Here is a 15,054-nt window from a genome sequence, read left to right on the forward strand (position 1 = left end):
GCTCTATTTCAACGTGGTTTTACCGTGAAAAATAAGAGACACACCCCGGCACGTCCTTGTGGATATGCCATGCAAAGGGTATCCCTATGTTAAATTTAGACCCCATGATAATTACGGCGATCATGTTTCTCTCCATGATCGTCCTAATGGCAATAGGCGCTCCGCTAGCGTGGGCGTTGATGATATCGGGCATGGGAAGTGCCTACATGATGTTTGGCCCTGGTGGCTTGGACTTCTTGCTCTCATCGGCATACAGCACCATGGATAACTTTCTCCTGGTGGCCCTCCCGCTCTTCATCTTTATGGGATTGGTACTGGAACGTTCCGGTATTACCGATGATCTTTTCGAGATGATGCATAAGCTGATGGGCAGCCTTCCTGGCGGGCTTGGAATTGGCACCATTTTGATCTGCGCCCTTATCGCTGCCATGGCGGGAGTCTCAGGGGCAGCTACCGTCAGCCTAGGGATCATTGCATTACCGGCAATGCTCAAGCGGGGCTATCACAAGCGGCTAGTCACCGGCACTATCATGGCAGGTGGGGCATTAGGTTTTCTCATCCCACCTAGCATCTTAATGATTGTTTATGCGTTTCTGGCCCGTGAATCGGTAGGAAAGCTATTTGCTGCTGGCTTAGTGCCTGGCCTAATGCTTGCCGCTATTTACATGGCCTATATATTGATACGCTGCCGCATCAACCCTTCTCTAGGCCCCGCTGCGCCAGTAGAAGAACGCTTTAGTGCCAAAGAGAAGCTGATGTCTTTGCGCCACGTTATTGCCCCTGGCCTTTTGGTCACTGCCGTATTGGGCTGCATTATCGGAGGGGTGACCTCGCCTTCCGAAGCCTCTGCAGTCGGGGCTGGCGGTGCCATGCTGATTGCAGCGCTGAGAGGCCGGCTTAACTGGAGCCTGCTGCGCTACGCGATGCTCAGCACGGCCAAAATAACCGGTATGTTGCTCTGGATTGCCATTGCCGCGGTATTCTTTAGCCGTATCTATATGGGCTTAGGCGCCGGTATGATCGTCAGTGATTTTATTAATGACTTCTCGCTGTCGCCCTATACCGTCATCATCATCATGCTGATTAGCTTTTTTGCACTGGGCATGTTTCTCGATGACTTTGCGATCCTATTCATCACGATTCCGCTTTATGTGCCAATCGTACGTGACTTAGGGTTCGATACTACCTGGTTTGCGGTGCTGTTTATTATAAGTATGCAGTCCGCTTATCTGACACCACCCTTCGGGTATAACCTGTTCTATATGCGATCAGTCGCACCAAAGTCCATTACTATCGTCGATATCTATCGCTCAGCACTGCCGTATGTTGCTCTACAAATAGTGGGTTTAGCACTTATCGTACTATTCCCAAGTATTGCGCTGTGGTTGCCCAACCTACTGTTCTAAACAAGCGTATCAAACGACTATCAACAGAAACCAAACTAAAAAGGCCCTAATGATTAGGGCCTTGTCTTTTATTCTTTCTCCGATTCATTCTTTTACCTTGCCTTACGCCACACTTTGTTGGCGCATCACCTGTGCAATAATCGGCACAGGAGACATCAAGTGTTCGTGCATCAATACCACTGCTTTATCCTTCTGGCGCTCAAGGGTGGCGTCTACTAAAGCGGCATGCTCTTGGCGCTTTGCTTCAAGGGCTTGAGCAGAAAACACAGTTTCCTTAAGCCACAAAAAGCGGTAGCGCTGAACTTTATCAAACAGCCCAGCGCGCACTTTCATCAAATGCGGAGAGTTACAACCAACGACCATCGCGGTGTGAAAATCACTATGTCGTCTATCCCAAATATCTAACAGCCCTTCTGTCGAGCTCATTTCCGTCAGCTTTGCTAATTGATAAGACTTTGCCAAGATATTAGCTTCCCAGGCATCATCGCCACGCTCTATCGCAAGCCCCAACATCATCGCTTCAACCTGCGCCCGGGCATCGTATATATCGTTAAGCTCAGCGAGCGACATGGGTGCCACACGATAGCCACGCTGGCTAATAGCCACCACTAGATGCTCAGCAACAAGCTGGGAAAGTGCTTCTCGCAGAGGACCAATACCCAGGTCATAGCGCGCTTTAAGCACACTCATGCGCAATTTTTCGTCAGGCTGAAAAATGCCTTTAATAATATCTATCTTAAGTAGCTTGTAAGCACGAATACCCAAGTTTTCCTTGGCATCCGCCTTTTCGTCTGGGAAGAAAGATGAATTCATGAGTATGCATTTCGCAAAATGGGCCAAAATAATAGCACAATTTGTAACACCTGTTTGAACGTATTCACCCACTCGCATTTAATAACAAATGCAACAAGAAATAAAAAGCCGATGCAGACTAGCTGCACCGGCTTCTATCAACACTCTCTATATATCAATACTCTTATCAACGCTCTCTACAAAAGCTTCTATTGGCGCTTAACTAACCAATGAGACGCTAGATATTAAGCTGTAAGCTCTTCTAGCAATTCTTCAACAATCGCCAACCCTTCTTCAAGGATGCTGTCTTCAATAGTGACCGGCATCAAGAAGCGGAGCGTATTACCGTAAAGCCCACACGACAGCAGGATAAGCCCCTTCTCCCGGGCACGTTTGCACATGGCCGCTGCGAGTTCTGGGTCGGGCGTTTGATCAGCTGCAACGATATCCAATGCCGCCATCGAACCTAAGTGACGCACGTTTTCGACACAGGCAAAGCGTTGCTGCCACTGGGTAAAGCGCTGCCCCAGAACCTCTCCCAAGGCTTGGCTCTTCTCAAGAATTTTTTCTTCTTCGAATACTTCAAGCACCGCTAAAACGGCAGCACAAGAAACCGGACTGCCTGAGTAGGTGCCACCCAGCGAGTTAGGGCCACACGCATCCATATGCTCAGCCGTTCCCACGACGGCTGAAATCGGCATGCCACCAGCCATGCTCTTGGCCATGGTCATAAGGTCAGGCTCAACACCACTGTGTTCAATGGCAAACAACTTGCCGGTACGACCAAAGCCAGACTGAACTTCATCGACGATCATCAGCATGCCGTGCTCGTCGCAAATTTCACGCACCGCTTTAAGGAAGCTGGCCGGTGCAGGATAGAACCCGCCTTCACCCAACACAGGCTCGATCACGATAGCCGCGGTATCTCTTGGGTTGGCATCGGTCTTCAGCGTCATTTTAAGACCGCGGATGGCGTCTTCTTCGCTTACCCCATGGAACGGAACGGGGTAAGGCGCACGGAAAACATTCCCAGGCATGCTGCCGAAATCAGCCGAGTAAGGCACCACTTTGCCGTTCATTGCCATGGTCATAAAGGTACGGCCATGGTAGCCGCCATCGAAGCAGATCACGTTATTCTTGCCGGTGGCGGCACGCGCAATCTTAACGGCATTCTCTAGCGCTTCAGCCCCGGAGTTAACCAGCATGACTTTGCCATGGCCGCGCACAGGCGTGAGCTGACTGAGTTTTTCAGCGACTTTCACGTAGCCTTCGTAAGGAATAACGGTTTGGCAAGTGTGCATCACCCGGCCCAACTGCTCCCTAACCGCTTCGACGACTTTGGGATGGCAATGGCCGATATTAAGCACGCCAATACCACCCGCGAAATCAATAATACGGTTACCATCCGCATCCCAGATAATCGCGTTTTCAGCACGGTCCGCAAATTGCGTTGCAGGGCTGGCGGCACCATTAGCGACATATTTCTGTTTAAGCTCATTCAGCTGTGCATTGCTCATCTTCATTTACTGCATTCCTCAGTTAATTAGTGAAAATCGCTTATAGGCCGCCAACACAGACGTATTTCAACTCAGTAAACTCATCAAGCCCATGACGTGAACCTTCACGGCCCAGCCCAGACTCTTTCACCCCACCAAAGGGCGCTAGCTCGGTAGACAGAATGCCCTCGTTAACCGCAACCATTCCGTACTCCAGCCCTTCCATTACGTGCCAAATTCTGCGGTAGTCACGGGCATAGAAGTAAGCTGCCAACCCGAACTCAGTCGCATTCGCCATGGCAATGGCTTCTTCGTCGGTCTCGAAACGGAACACAGGCGCTAAAGGACCAAACGTCTCTTCACGGGCAACCCGCATATTGTCGGTCACATCAGCAATAATCGTGGGTTCGAAGAAAGTACCGCCCAACGTGTGAGGCTTGCCACCACAGACCAACCGCCCACCCTTTTCCAGCGCATCAGCAATGTGAGACTCGACCTTTTCAACCGCGGCCTGATTGATCAGTGGGCCTTGCATAACGCCATCATCCAGCCCATTGCCTACGTTCAGTTGCGCCACCCGCTTAGCCAGCTTTTCGACAAAAGCGTCGTAAACGCCACTCTGAACCAAGAAACGGTTGGTACACACGCAGGTCTGGCCAGAATTGCGATACTTGGAGGCAACAGCCCCTTCAACGGCTGCGTCTAGATCGGCGTCATCAAACACGATGAAAGGGGCATTACCGCCTAATTCCAACGATACTTTTTTGACCGTACCGGCACACTGAGCAAGCAGCTTTTTACCCACCGGCGTTGAGCCTGTGAAAGAGAACTTACGCACGCGCGGATCGGTGGTTAACACCTCGCCAATGGGTGCAGGCTGGCTAGCCGTGACCACATTGATCACCCCAGCGGGCAGGCCAGCAAGCTCAGCCAAGCGCGCCACCGCCAACGCCGTGAGTGGCGTTGCTTCTGCAGGTTTGATAACTACCGTACAGCCTGCCGCTAAAGCGGGGGCGCACTTACGGGTGATCATTGCCAGCGGGAAGTTCCAGGGCGTAACGGCGGCCACAACGCCAATCGGTTCGCGAAACACCAAAATGCGCTTATCGACACCATGGCCCGGTAAGGTTTCACCGGCCATGCGCTTGGTCTCTTCGGCATAAAACTCGACAAATGACGCGCCATACGCCACTTCACCGCGGGATTCTGCCAGTGGTTTGCCCTGCTCCAACGTCATTAGTCGAGCCAGGTCTTCCTGGTGCGCCATGATGGCGTCGAACCAGGCGCGCAACAGCGTTGCACGCTCTTTCGCAGTACGCTTTTTCCAGCTCGGCCCTGCTGCCTCCGCTGCGGCAACCGCTGCTCGTGCACCATCAGCATCCAGGTCAGGGACTTCTGCTAATAGCTCACCATTTGCCGGATTAGTGACCGCAAAGCGCTTGTCAGCACCGCACCACTCTCCGCCAATAAATGCGTCAGGTATCAAAATATCGGGTAACTCACTCATCTTGTTTTCCTTTTTGCCATGACATTAGAGCGTGCTCTCAAACGCTGGCCGCGCCTCCCACGAACTCGCTACAACGCCATTGCCTGTACTTCCGAAAGCACTAGCGAGCCAGCTTCTTCATTTTCAGATAGGCAGCATCAACCGTAATGACTAACAAAAATATCTACATTTATAAAAAACGTCAAAATATATTTTTAGCATATACAATAAAACATGTACTGAGGTATTTGTACTGAGCTATTGGATGACACCGAAAATGATGGCTAGGCTACGGGCAGGATTTATACAAAAAGCGATCAAGGCGTGTGCTGGAGGCCACTGCCGATATGCACGCCAGCAACATGGCCAACAACGACTACGCTAGCCATACCGATGCTAACGGCGCAGGAATTGAGCAACGCGCCAATCAACATGGCTACACGTGGTAAGCCGTGGATGAAAATATTGCTGCTGGGCATACATCTGTCGCCGCCGTGGTAAACGGCTGGTTAGAGAGCCGCGGCCATTGCCGCAATATGATGAATGGCACCTTCACCGAAATGGGCATGGCCAAGGCCAGCAATGCTGATTCGCGCTATACCACCTTTTGGACACAGATGCTGGGGAACCCCCGCTAAGCCTTCTTAAAACCCACCGTAATGGACCGCTGAAATCGCGTTCTTTGGCGAACCATCCACCAGCTTGGTGCTGTAAGTTAAGTACACAAAGGTTTCGGTTTCAGCATCGTGCATGCGTACCACGCGCATATTCTTAAACAACGCAGAACGGCGCTGGTTAAAGACGACCTCTTGCTCGTCTACCTCGTCAGGGTCGAAGACGATCTCTCCCGTTTGCCGACAAGCCACGCTGGCCTCGCTAGCTTCCTCAGCAAGCCCTACCGCACCTGAAATCCCGCCCACCTGAGAGTAGGAAAGATAGCAGGAAATCCCCTGTACTTTTGGGTCGTCAAAGCGCTCCACTTCAATCGTACTGTTCGGGCCGATCAACCTAAACTCCGTTCGCACGCTGCCAATATGGGCATCCTGCGCCAAAAGCGAAGTAGGCAGCAGCAACGAAGACATCATCACAAGCGACGTAATAACAACCGGTGTAGAAAAACGCATAGAAATGTCCTTAGCAGGTGCAGCAGAAACGGCAAGCCAAGAGCATACCTGATACCGGTAGAGCCGGGGCAGTCAAGAAAGGCTGAATGTCGAAATGGAAATAGATGGCAAAGGAAAAATAAAGCGGGAGGACATGGCCATAACAGGATCACAACCTATCACTTAAGATGCTGATAAATATAATTTTCTATGATCATAAAAATCTCCCGCATACCATTTGTCATTCGTTAGGGCTTTTCTACCACCCTGCCTCCGAAAAGCCGTCTACCTTTTCATAGCGGCTATTTAGTGTAGGGAGACATCCCATACAAGAGCAATACCCAAGCCTGTTATCCGCAAGTTGATTACGAAGCTGGTTGAAAGCACTCTGTCACTATCGATACCTCAGTGAAAATTACAGATTCGTACCAATCGCTCGTACCGTCATTCGTACTTTTATCTAGCCACCATCTCAAAGTGCTTACCAATCTTGTATGGTAACCATCCGTGGTCACTAGCCATTTGGCGGATACCAGCGTAGAAACCATTAGAAGAGACAATGGTCTATTTGACCCAATTTTTAAACGCTATCATTCTCATGATGACGGTCATGTTCGTGGTCACTGTTTGGGTAGTGACTCTATCAATATCAATCTATCTAAAAGAGGCAAGCCATGGATGCAGATCAAAAAGCCATCGAAACTCTACTTATGACACAGCTTCAAGGGTTTGCAGATCGCGATGCTGCTAGCATGAGCGATATCTATGCCGAAGATGCCGATTGGACTAATGCATTCGGGCGAACTATTACAGGGCGCGACGCAATTATCTCTTATCTAGACGAGCTCTTTGCCGATTCGAATTTTTCTGATAACTCAATGGCCGGGCAGCCTGATATTTCTGTCCGTACGATTGGCGGAGATGCCGTTGCGGTCAAGGTCTACACTCAGATCGAAGGCCAGCGCACCATTGAGGGCGACTTACTGCCCACCCGTCACAACTATTCCCTCAAGCTGCTTGGCCGTCAATCCGACGGCTGTTGGAAGATTGTGTCGGAACTCTTTATGGACGCGCGCTCGGAGACGACCCATATCAAGGATTAGGAGCGACTAGGGGGAGTGATATGGCGTCCCTGGCAGGAGTCGAACCTGCGACCTGCCGCTTAGGAGGCGGCTGCTCTATCCTACTGAGCTACAGGGACTTATGGGGCGCATAGTATAGCGTGTTGGTGAGTGTCAGCCAACCGCGCAGTTAAATCCATCCTAGCAGGCGCAGCACAAAGATACCGCTGGTGACGGTGACGCTGGCCATTAAGGTGGTTATGGCGATGATATTGGCGGCCAGCGCTACATTGCCGTTAATTGCTTTTACCATCACAAAGCTGGCGGCGGCAGTTGGGCTGGCGAAAAATAGAAATAACAGCCCGAGCTGCTCTCCAGAGAACCCCACCGCCCACGCTGCTAGCGTGGAAAGCAACGGCAGCACAATCATTTTCATACTACTGGCGCTTAATGCGATTTGGCTGCCGCTGCGCATGCTGGCAACCGAGAGTGTGGCGCCGACACAGATCAATGCTAGCGGTAACGTTAACGAGGCGAAGTAATCGCCTGAGGTAATCAGCCAACTGGGCAGTGGAATCGAAAATGCTGTGAATGGCAGCGCGGCGATCACAGAAATAATCAGTGGATTAGTGACGATATGCTTTAACAGGCTGCGCCAATTTGTCGATTGCCCAGGTTGGTAGGCTGCCAGAGCCACCACCGAAAGTGCGTTATACATTACAATCACCACGCCAAGCAGCAGGCTACCGGCAGAAAGCCCGTAGTTACCGTACATTCCCGCCGCCAGTGCTAACCCTACGATGCCGCAGTTACCCCGGAACGCGCCCTGAACATAAATACCGCGGTCGGCTTTAGGCACCCGATAGCTCGCCCATAGCCAACTGATCAGGAACTGGCCGAGTGTCGCGGCGGCAAAAAACAGCAGCAACGGCACATCTAATGCAACGCTTAGATCGGCTTTTATTAAACTCAAAAAAATCAGCGTGGGGAGCGTTGCTTTGAAGACGAGGGCTGACGCTGTAGAGACAAATTCTCTGTCGATCCACTTTAGGCGCTTTAAGCCGATACCGACGAACACCATGGCAAAAACAGGCAACGTGATATCCAGCGTGCGGGAAAATAGCTCAAGTAGGTTCACGAAAGCCCTCTCATTCGAATAAGCAGACGCTTATATTCTACCGTCACTCTGGGTTTGTCGACTAATGGGAATGAATAAGAGACGCAATATAGAAGGCGAACCCAAAGACCACGTGTTATTCAAATAACGACATTGGGTCTAGTGCCTTTGGCAGTTTGACCACCACACTGTCACGCCCATGCCCTTTGGCTTCGTAACTGGCGGCATCCGCTCGGGAAAGTGCCACGTTGTAGTTAGTGTCATTCTCATCAAAGCTGGTCACACCAATACTCAACGTCACGGTGTACTCTTTGCCTTCATGGGAAACCGACACTTCGCTCACCGCTTGGCGTAGCGATTCAGCAATGCGTTGCGCCTGGCCTAAGGTACAACTCGGCAGCAACACCCCGAATTCGTCACCACCTTGACGTGCCACGTGGTCGCTGCGACGAACCTCCCACGCGACTACCTGGGCAATACGGCGCAGCATTTCGTCCCCTAACGCATGTCCACCTTCATCGTTAATGGGTTTGAAGTGATCAAGGTCGAACAGCAGCAGCGCTGACGGTGTACTGGTTTTCCGGAAGTCGGCAAAGGCCTCTTCAAGACGACGATCAAAACCACGGCGGTTAAGCAAGCCAGTCAATGGATCATGCTCGGCTTCCCAACGTTGAAGCGCTTCCTGCTCACGCCGTTCGGTAATGTCTTTTACTACACCCACCAAGCCAAGCGAGTTCCCACCCTGGGAAAGCATGACCACACGGGCGTGAATCTCAAGCCAAAGCATCTCTTTGTCACTGCGTATAAAGCGCAGTTGACGCACGTAGTCATTGCCGGTTTTTAAGCTATGCATCCACATATCTTTCGCGCCGGAACGATCATCTATATGGATTTGCTCAAGCCAGGCTTCCATAGGCATATCAGGCTCAATACCCAAGATATCTAATAGCGCGGGGTTCATATAGGTAATGTTGCCGCCAAAGTCAGCCACAAACATTCCTTGGGGCGAGGCATTGAGCACCGAATCCAAAAATGCTTCACGCTCTTGAAGGTGACCTACTAGCAGCTGACGCTCATTCTCAACACGATTAAAGGTACTGGCCACTTGTTTTAGCTCTTGCATATTGGTCGCAAGATCAACGCCCGAACGGCGGCCAAGCCCTACTTCGCCAATTTGCGTTTCCAGCAGATTTAATGGCGTTAAAATACGTGCCAGCAACCACCATAAAACAGGCATCATTAATACCGCAGCGACGCACCAAATCCACCATAGCTTATGGATAAAACCAGATAACGGTAATTGAGCTTGCTTTAGAGGAAGATAAAGCCCTACCACCCAGTTCGCAGACCATACCTGTGCATAGGACTGTAGACCAACTCGGCCATCAAGCAACTTACCAACGCCATCGCCCTGCCAGCCATCGAGCGCTAAGTCCAACAACGGGATAGCCGTTGCATCGAAGCTATCGTTATTAATTAGCGCCCTATTCGGGTGATATAACATTTGGCCAGTTGCAGTAGAAACCGCAGCATAGCCTTCACTACCTAATCGAATGGTTGCAAGGCGGTTGAATAACCCACTGCTATCTAAACTAACCACGCCTCCGACAAAGCCCGCGAACCGCCCATCGCTGTCTAGCCGGGGCACACTTACTAATACCATCGGCATGTCGCTTGCCCGGCCCACAAACGGCTCGCTAACGTAAGGCCTTCGCGTGCCTCTGAGCATTTTAAAATATTCAAGCTCTGTTGTATCAAGGCCCACTCGCCCGACAACCGTTGGCCAATCTGCCACAATGGTCCCATTGCGATCACTAACAACAATCGCGTCAAACCAAGCCAGCAGTGCGTCGTTTTTGCGTAGCTCATAGCCAAGCCATGCCGGATCACCTGAGCTTCCAAGAATTTGACTGAGCCGCTCTAATGCTTGGAAACGGAGATCAATCTGCTGAGTAACTTCATCTGCAATCAGGTCGGCTTCGTAGCGCAAGTGGGCCATGTTGGTTTGTTGCACCATGGTTTTTCCCACCTGCCACGCCATCCCCAGCACCAACCCAGCCAGTATCAACAGCGCACACAAAAGCCCCAGCAGCAGCCGGCCTTTTAAGGAGCTGAGGATTGATTTACTCAGCATCGATTCCCTAAACATCGATCTTTTGCAGGTAGGAACCAGACGTACCAATCACCACCTTCTTATTAACGTTTGCTACCTTTGCGTCCAATGAGCCTATCCCAATCGCGTTATAAACCGATAACTTACCAAAATAGAGGAAAAAGTGCGCGTTGGTGAAATTCAATGTGGTTGTACTGTTGATATGTATCATTATGTAACAAGAAGCCCTCTTACCGTAAGACCACTTTAGGCTTAATTGATAAGCTAGACCTTTTCACGTATGTTCGCCGCTTTAATTATTTGCGTTTATATTTCCGCTTGTTTTTGACACTAATTCGGCTCTTTCATGGCAAAACTAATAGCAGGCTATACATCTCCCGGTATTACCAAGATCAACGCGCTTGCTTCTTTTTTGCCTGAATACTCGCATTTTTCACGCATTAGGCCACTGAGCTCGAAACCGAATGCGGTTATTGGCTGGGGGCTTAAGTCCACAAGTGATGGCGCGCGAAATTATGCCGCTCGTCATGGCCTACCGTATGTCGCTCTTGAGGATGGCTTTCTTCGTTCTTTAGGACTAGGAGTCGAAGGCTATCAGCCTCATAGCATGGTCGTCGATTACACGGGCATCTATTATGACGCCTCTCGACCTAGTGATTTAGAAAACTGGCTCAATCATGCCACGTTCGACGCCGAGGAGCTTGCCCAAGCCACGCGCTGCATTGAGCAACTATCGCGTTATCGCTTATCGAAATACAACCACGCGCCTGATTACTCGTTCCTCGTTGCTGGAACTGACAATGTTGGAACTGACACCGTATTTGGGACTGGCACTGTATCTGGGACCAACAATGTATTAGTCGTGGATCAAACCGCAGGTGATGCTTCTATTCACCATGGTGGTGCGGATGCAGACAGTTTTCAGCAAATGTTAGCGTGCGCTATAAACAACCACCCTGATGCCGATATTCTAATTAAAGTACATCCTGACGTTATCGCAGGTAAAAAGCAGGGGCATCTAGCAGACGCTCACGATCACCCTCGTTGCCATATCATCAGCGATAACATTAACCCCTGGGCACTGTTTGACCGAGTTAAAACCGTTTATGTCGTCACCAGCCAGTTAGGTTTCGAAGCACTGATGGCGGGCAAACAAGTGCACTGCTTTGGACTGCCCTTCTATGCGGGCTGGGGGTTAACCCATGACCAGCTCAGCTGTACACGTAGAAGAGTCTCTCGGCGCTTAGAAGAGGTATTTGCCGCCGCCTATCTTCGTTACACCCGATACGCCAACCCCTATACGGGCAAGGCTGCGACGCTGGAAGAAACGATTGCCCTGATTGCCGACCAAAAGCGCCAGCAAGAGCGCCTGCGTGGTGAGTGGTTAGCCTGTGGCTTCTCTTCATGGAAGAAGCGCTTCATTGGCCATTTCCTTGGCCCCGCGGCAAAGGTTGATTATCAAAAAGAGCTGCCAGCCGCTTTCTCAGCGGATGTTGAAAAACCCAATCTGCTGGTGTGGTCCAGCCGTATTAACGATGATTTTAAAGCCCGCCACCGTGACCATATAGCGGCACTATGGCGAATGGAGGACGGCTTTATACGCTCCGTGGGCCTTGGGGTAGACCTCACCCAGCCACTCTCTTTGGTCATTGATCGCCAGGGCATATACTACGACCCCAGCCAGCCTAGCGAGCTAGAAACGTTGCTGAATACTGCCGATTTCAGCGATGACTTATTAGAGCGAGCGGCACAACTGCGCGAACGGTTGGTCGCATTGAAGCTTTCCAAATATAATGTACCGGGCAAAGAAGCCATTGAATTACCCGCCAACAAGCACATTATTTTGGTGCCTGGTCAGGTAGAAAGCGATGCGTCCATTGCCACAGGTTCGCCAGAAATAAGTACTAATAGTGCGCTGTTAAACGCCGTACGGGACACCAACCCCGATGCTTTTATTGTTTACAAAGCCCACCCTGACGTGATTACCGGTGCGCGTATCGGAGCACTCGATACCAACGCCAAACGCCTGTATGATCTCGACGCCAGCCATATCGATATCACTGTGTTGTTAGCACGCGTTGATGCAGTGCACACCATGAGCTCGCTCACTGGCTTTGAAGCGCTACTTCGTCGACGCCAAGTATGCACCTATGGCCTTCCATTTTACGCCGGCTGGGGGCTAACCCAGGATGCCATGCACTGCCCGCGACGCAACCGGGTGCTGTCACTGGATGCCCTAGTCGCAGGAACACTGCTTCTATACCCAAGCTATGTCGATCCCGGCTCTCGGCAGCTATGTAATGCTGAAACGGTAGTCGGCTTGTTGGAGCAGGCTAAATTAGAACAAGTTAAGTCTCAAAAACACATGCTTACATGGAAGCAGCGGCTATATCGCTACTATCGTAACTTATTCATTGGAAGTCATTAAGTTGAAGCAAAAGCGTGCATTCTTATTTCTCCAAGGCGTCTGCTCGCCCTTCTACCAGCGTCTCGCCCGTCGGCTAACCGACGATGGTCACCGCGTGGTAAAGGTTAACTTCAACGCTGGCGATATCGTCTACTGGCAGCGCACCCACAGCCAGAACCATTTGTTTCGCGGCCCGCTAAGCGAGCTACCGGCTTATATCCAGTCGTTGTGGCAACGTTACGACATTACCGATCAGGTGCTGTTTGGTGACCGGCGTCCGATTCACCGCCCCGCGGTTGACTTAGCATCCGCGGCTGGCATTCGCACCCACGTCTTTGAAGAAGGCTACTTTCGCCCTTTCTGGGTCACCCTTGAGCGCGAGGGTGTTAATGGTCACTCGCTGCTGCCCAGAGACCCCAAGTGGTTTTTTGAAACTGGCAAAGCGTTGCCCAAACTCCCTGCACCGGTTCGCTTTCGCTCGTCTTTTAAAATCCGTGCCGCTCACGACATGTGCTATCACCTAGCGGGGTTAGCGAATCCCCTGGTGGCTCCCCACTATCGTAACCATGCACCCATCACTGCGCCGGTGGAGTATGCGGGCTACGCCAAACGCTTTACCTTACTTCGATACTGGAAAAAGCGCGATGCAGCGCGGATTAAAAATCTTATAGAAGGCGGAAAGCCTTATTTTATGTTGCCGCTGCAGCTCAACACCGATGCGCAGATTCGCGACCACTCACCTTATGCCAATATGGAAGAGGTGATGGATCACGTGATGGGATCATTTGCGCTACATGCCCCTAGTGATGCGCTGCTGTGTATAAAAAATCACCCGCTGGATATGGGGCTGGTTAATTACCCGAACATCATTAAAAGGCTGGAAGATTTTTACGGCCTACATGGGCGCATCGTTTACCTGGAGTCAGGCAATCTCAATCCATTGCTGAAACACGCCACGGGCACCGTCACAGTAAACAGCACGGTCGGCATTGTTTCCCTTGAAAAACAGTGCCCTACCTTTGCGCTCAGCGACCCCATCTACAATTTAGCGGGCCTCACCTACGAAGGCTCTCTAGACGAGTTTTGGCACCAACCGCCGCTGCCTAGCCAAGCGCTCTTTGGCTATTTTCGCAACACAGTGATGTACACGACGCAAATTAATGGTGGTTTTTACTGCCAACCCAGTATCGATTTAGCGGTGAACAATGCAGCGGGTATACTAGAAGCTTGCCCTTCACCACTGGAGACGTTGCTGTGAGCGTTGGTGTGAACGTTGATGTAACGACCTCTTTCTCTTCTAATGCCCCCCGCTGCGTATTGATTACCGGTGCCACCGGTGCAATAGGCGGGGCGCTAGCCCTTGCTTATGCAGCCCCTACAACGCACTTGGTGCTACATGGCCGCAACCAGCAGGCGCTTGAAGGGTTGGCGATGGCGTGTCGAGAAAAAGGCGCACAGGTGTCGCTATCATCAGCCAGCTTGACCGACGAAAGCGAACTCAACGCATGGCTTGATGCGCTATGTGCCGAGCACGTTCCAGATATTGTGATTGCCAACGCGGGCATTAATACTCATCCAAGCGCAAGCACGCTAGAACCGTGGGACGAGGTTCAAGCGCTACTCGATGTCAACTTGAAAGCCCCCATTGCAATGGCCCAGCGGCTGGTTCCTGCCATGCAAGCACGCGGCAGCGGTCAATTGGTGTTTATTAGCTCGTTGGCGGGCTGGCACGGCCTACCGACAACACCAAGCTACAGCGCCAGCAAAGCGGGCATCAAAGCCTATGGAGAAGGCCTAAGAGGCTTACTCGAACCCCATGGCATTGGTGTGACCGTGGTAATGCCTGGCTACGTCACTTCCGCCATGTGCAATGCCATGCCTGGCCCCAAGCCTTGGGAATGGCCGCCAGAGCGGGCCGCCAACGCCATACAACGTGGTATCACCGCTAACCGCGCCCGTATCAGTTTTCCCTTCCCGCTGAATTTCGGTACTTGGTGGCTGGCCGTGCTACCGGCGGGCATTTCTCAATGGCTCATCAAACGCCTTGGCTTTAATCATACCGGGGGCGCGTAG

General features: G+C 51.4%; 13 protein-coding genes and 1 tRNA gene. 7 read left to right on the forward strand and 7 right to left on the reverse strand.

Annotation, left to right across the window (positions count from 1 at the left end; genetic code table 11):
- The first annotated feature begins 86 nt into the window (after positions 1 to 86).
- A complete protein-coding gene (locus tag ACN06F_RS11640) occupies positions 87 to 1,406 on the forward strand; it encodes a TRAP transporter large permease (protein ID WP_038485824.1) in 1,320 nt (439 codons plus the stop codon).
- A gap of 102 nt (positions 1,407 to 1,508) precedes the next feature.
- On the opposite strand, the gene csiR is transcribed toward ACN06F_RS11640, so the two are convergent.
- The 3 genes from csiR to ACN06F_RS11655 form a co-directional block, all read right to left on the reverse strand.
- Positions 1,509 to 2,219 (reverse strand): DNA-binding transcriptional regulator CsiR, encoded by a 711-nt coding sequence (gene csiR / locus ACN06F_RS11645; protein WP_433923941.1) that lies wholly within the window; start codon positions 2,217 to 2,219, stop codon positions 1,509 to 1,511.
- A gap of 224 nt (positions 2,220 to 2,443) precedes the next feature.
- Complete coding sequence (gabT, locus tag ACN06F_RS11650; RefSeq protein WP_433925117.1) at positions 2,444 to 3,715, reverse strand: 4-aminobutyrate--2-oxoglutarate transaminase; 1,272 nt, start codon at positions 3,713 to 3,715, stop codon at positions 2,444 to 2,446.
- A 40-nt stretch (positions 3,716 to 3,755) separates the two neighbouring features.
- Complete coding sequence (locus ACN06F_RS11655; protein ID WP_433923942.1) at positions 3,756 to 5,201, reverse strand: NAD-dependent succinate-semialdehyde dehydrogenase; 1,446 nt, start codon at positions 5,199 to 5,201, stop codon at positions 3,756 to 3,758.
- A 305-nt stretch (positions 5,202 to 5,506) separates the two neighbouring features.
- Between ACN06F_RS11655 and ACN06F_RS11660 the strand changes: the two genes are divergently transcribed.
- The gene (locus ACN06F_RS11660) at positions 5,507 to 5,629 is read left to right on the forward strand and encodes a hypothetical protein (RefSeq protein ID WP_433923943.1); all 123 of its coding nucleotides are present in this window, start codon (positions 5,507 to 5,509) and stop codon (positions 5,627 to 5,629) included.
- A 3-nt stretch (positions 5,630 to 5,632) separates the two neighbouring features.
- Positions 5,633 to 5,818, forward strand: coding sequence for a CAP domain-containing protein (locus tag ACN06F_RS11665; RefSeq protein ID WP_433923944.1), 186 nt, complete (start codon positions 5,633 to 5,635; stop codon positions 5,816 to 5,818).
- 6 nt (positions 5,819 to 5,824) lie between these two features.
- Here ACN06F_RS11665 and ACN06F_RS11670 read toward each other — a convergent pair whose 3' ends face one another.
- Entirely contained in the window at positions 5,825 to 6,304 is a 480-nt protein-coding gene (locus ACN06F_RS11670) for a CreA family protein (RefSeq protein WP_095603245.1), read from the reverse strand.
- Between the two features lie 653 nt (positions 6,305 to 6,957).
- Here ACN06F_RS11670 and ACN06F_RS11675 point away from each other — a divergent pair.
- Positions 6,958 to 7,386: a YybH family protein gene (locus ACN06F_RS11675; RefSeq protein ID WP_038485832.1), complete on the forward strand. Its 429-nt coding sequence runs from the start codon at positions 6,958 to 6,960 to the stop codon at positions 7,384 to 7,386.
- A 21-nt stretch (positions 7,387 to 7,407) separates the two neighbouring features.
- On the opposite strand, the gene ACN06F_RS11680 is transcribed toward ACN06F_RS11675, so the two are convergent.
- The 3 genes from ACN06F_RS11680 to ACN06F_RS11690 form a co-directional block, all read right to left on the reverse strand.
- A tRNA-Arg gene (locus ACN06F_RS11680) sits at positions 7,408 to 7,484 on the reverse strand.
- Between the two features lie 50 nt (positions 7,485 to 7,534).
- Entirely contained in the window at positions 7,535 to 8,482 is a 948-nt protein-coding gene (locus ACN06F_RS11685; RefSeq protein WP_095603246.1) for an AEC family transporter, read from the reverse strand.
- A 115-nt stretch (positions 8,483 to 8,597) separates the two neighbouring features.
- Positions 8,598 to 10,595: a sensor domain-containing diguanylate cyclase gene (locus ACN06F_RS11690; protein ID WP_433923945.1), complete on the reverse strand. Its 1,998-nt coding sequence runs from the start codon at positions 10,593 to 10,595 to the stop codon at positions 8,598 to 8,600.
- A 325-nt stretch (positions 10,596 to 10,920) separates the two neighbouring features.
- On the opposite strand from ACN06F_RS11690, the gene ACN06F_RS11695 reads away from it, so the two are divergent.
- From ACN06F_RS11695 to ACN06F_RS11705, 3 genes are read left to right on the forward strand one after another with little or no spacing between them, the layout of a single operon-like run.
- Positions 10,921 to 13,002: a capsular polysaccharide biosynthesis protein gene (locus ACN06F_RS11695; RefSeq protein ID WP_433923946.1), complete on the forward strand. Its 2,082-nt coding sequence runs from the start codon at positions 10,921 to 10,923 to the stop codon at positions 13,000 to 13,002.
- Between the two features lies 1 nt (position 13,003).
- On the forward strand, positions 13,004 to 14,239 hold the full coding sequence (locus ACN06F_RS11700; protein WP_095603250.1) for a capsule biosynthesis protein: 1,236 nt from the start codon (positions 13,004 to 13,006) through the stop codon (positions 14,237 to 14,239).
- On the forward strand, positions 14,236 to 15,054 hold the full coding sequence (locus tag ACN06F_RS11705; protein WP_231657177.1) for an SDR family NAD(P)-dependent oxidoreductase: 819 nt from the start codon (positions 14,236 to 14,238) through the stop codon (positions 15,052 to 15,054). Before ACN06F_RS11700 ends, ACN06F_RS11705 begins: the two co-directional genes overlap by 4 nt.

It is taken from the genome of Vreelandella sp. 21, assembly GCF_050995515.1.
Classification (GTDB): domain Bacteria; phylum Pseudomonadota; class Gammaproteobacteria; order Pseudomonadales; family Halomonadaceae; genus Vreelandella; species Vreelandella alkaliphila.

Excerpts from the sequence above, each read along its gene's own strand:
- ACN06F_RS11640 (WP_038485824.1), top strand. The coding sequence starts at position 87 with ATGTTAAATTTAGACCCCATGATAATTACGGCGATCATGTTTCTCTCC.
- csiR (WP_433923941.1), bottom strand. The coding sequence starts at position 2,219 with ATGAATTCATCTTTCTTCCCAGACGAAAAGGCGGATGCCAAGGAAAAC.
- gabT (WP_433925117.1), bottom strand. The coding sequence starts at position 3,715 with ATGAGCAATGCACAGCTGAATGAGCTTAAACAGAAATATGTCGCTAAT.
- ACN06F_RS11655 (WP_433923942.1), bottom strand. The coding sequence starts at position 5,201 with ATGAGTGAGTTACCCGATATTTTGATACCTGACGCATTTATTGGCGGA.
- ACN06F_RS11670 (WP_095603245.1), bottom strand. The coding sequence starts at position 6,304 with ATGCGTTTTTCTACACCGGTTGTTATTACGTCGCTTGTGATGATGTCT.
- ACN06F_RS11675 (WP_038485832.1), top strand. The coding sequence starts at position 6,958 with ATGGATGCAGATCAAAAAGCCATCGAAACTCTACTTATGACACAGCTT.
- ACN06F_RS11690 (WP_433923945.1), bottom strand. The coding sequence starts at position 10,595 with ATGCTGAGTAAATCAATCCTCAGCTCCTTAAAAGGCCGGCTGCTGCTG.
- ACN06F_RS11695 (WP_433923946.1), top strand. The coding sequence starts at position 10,921 with ATGGCAAAACTAATAGCAGGCTATACATCTCCCGGTATTACCAAGATC.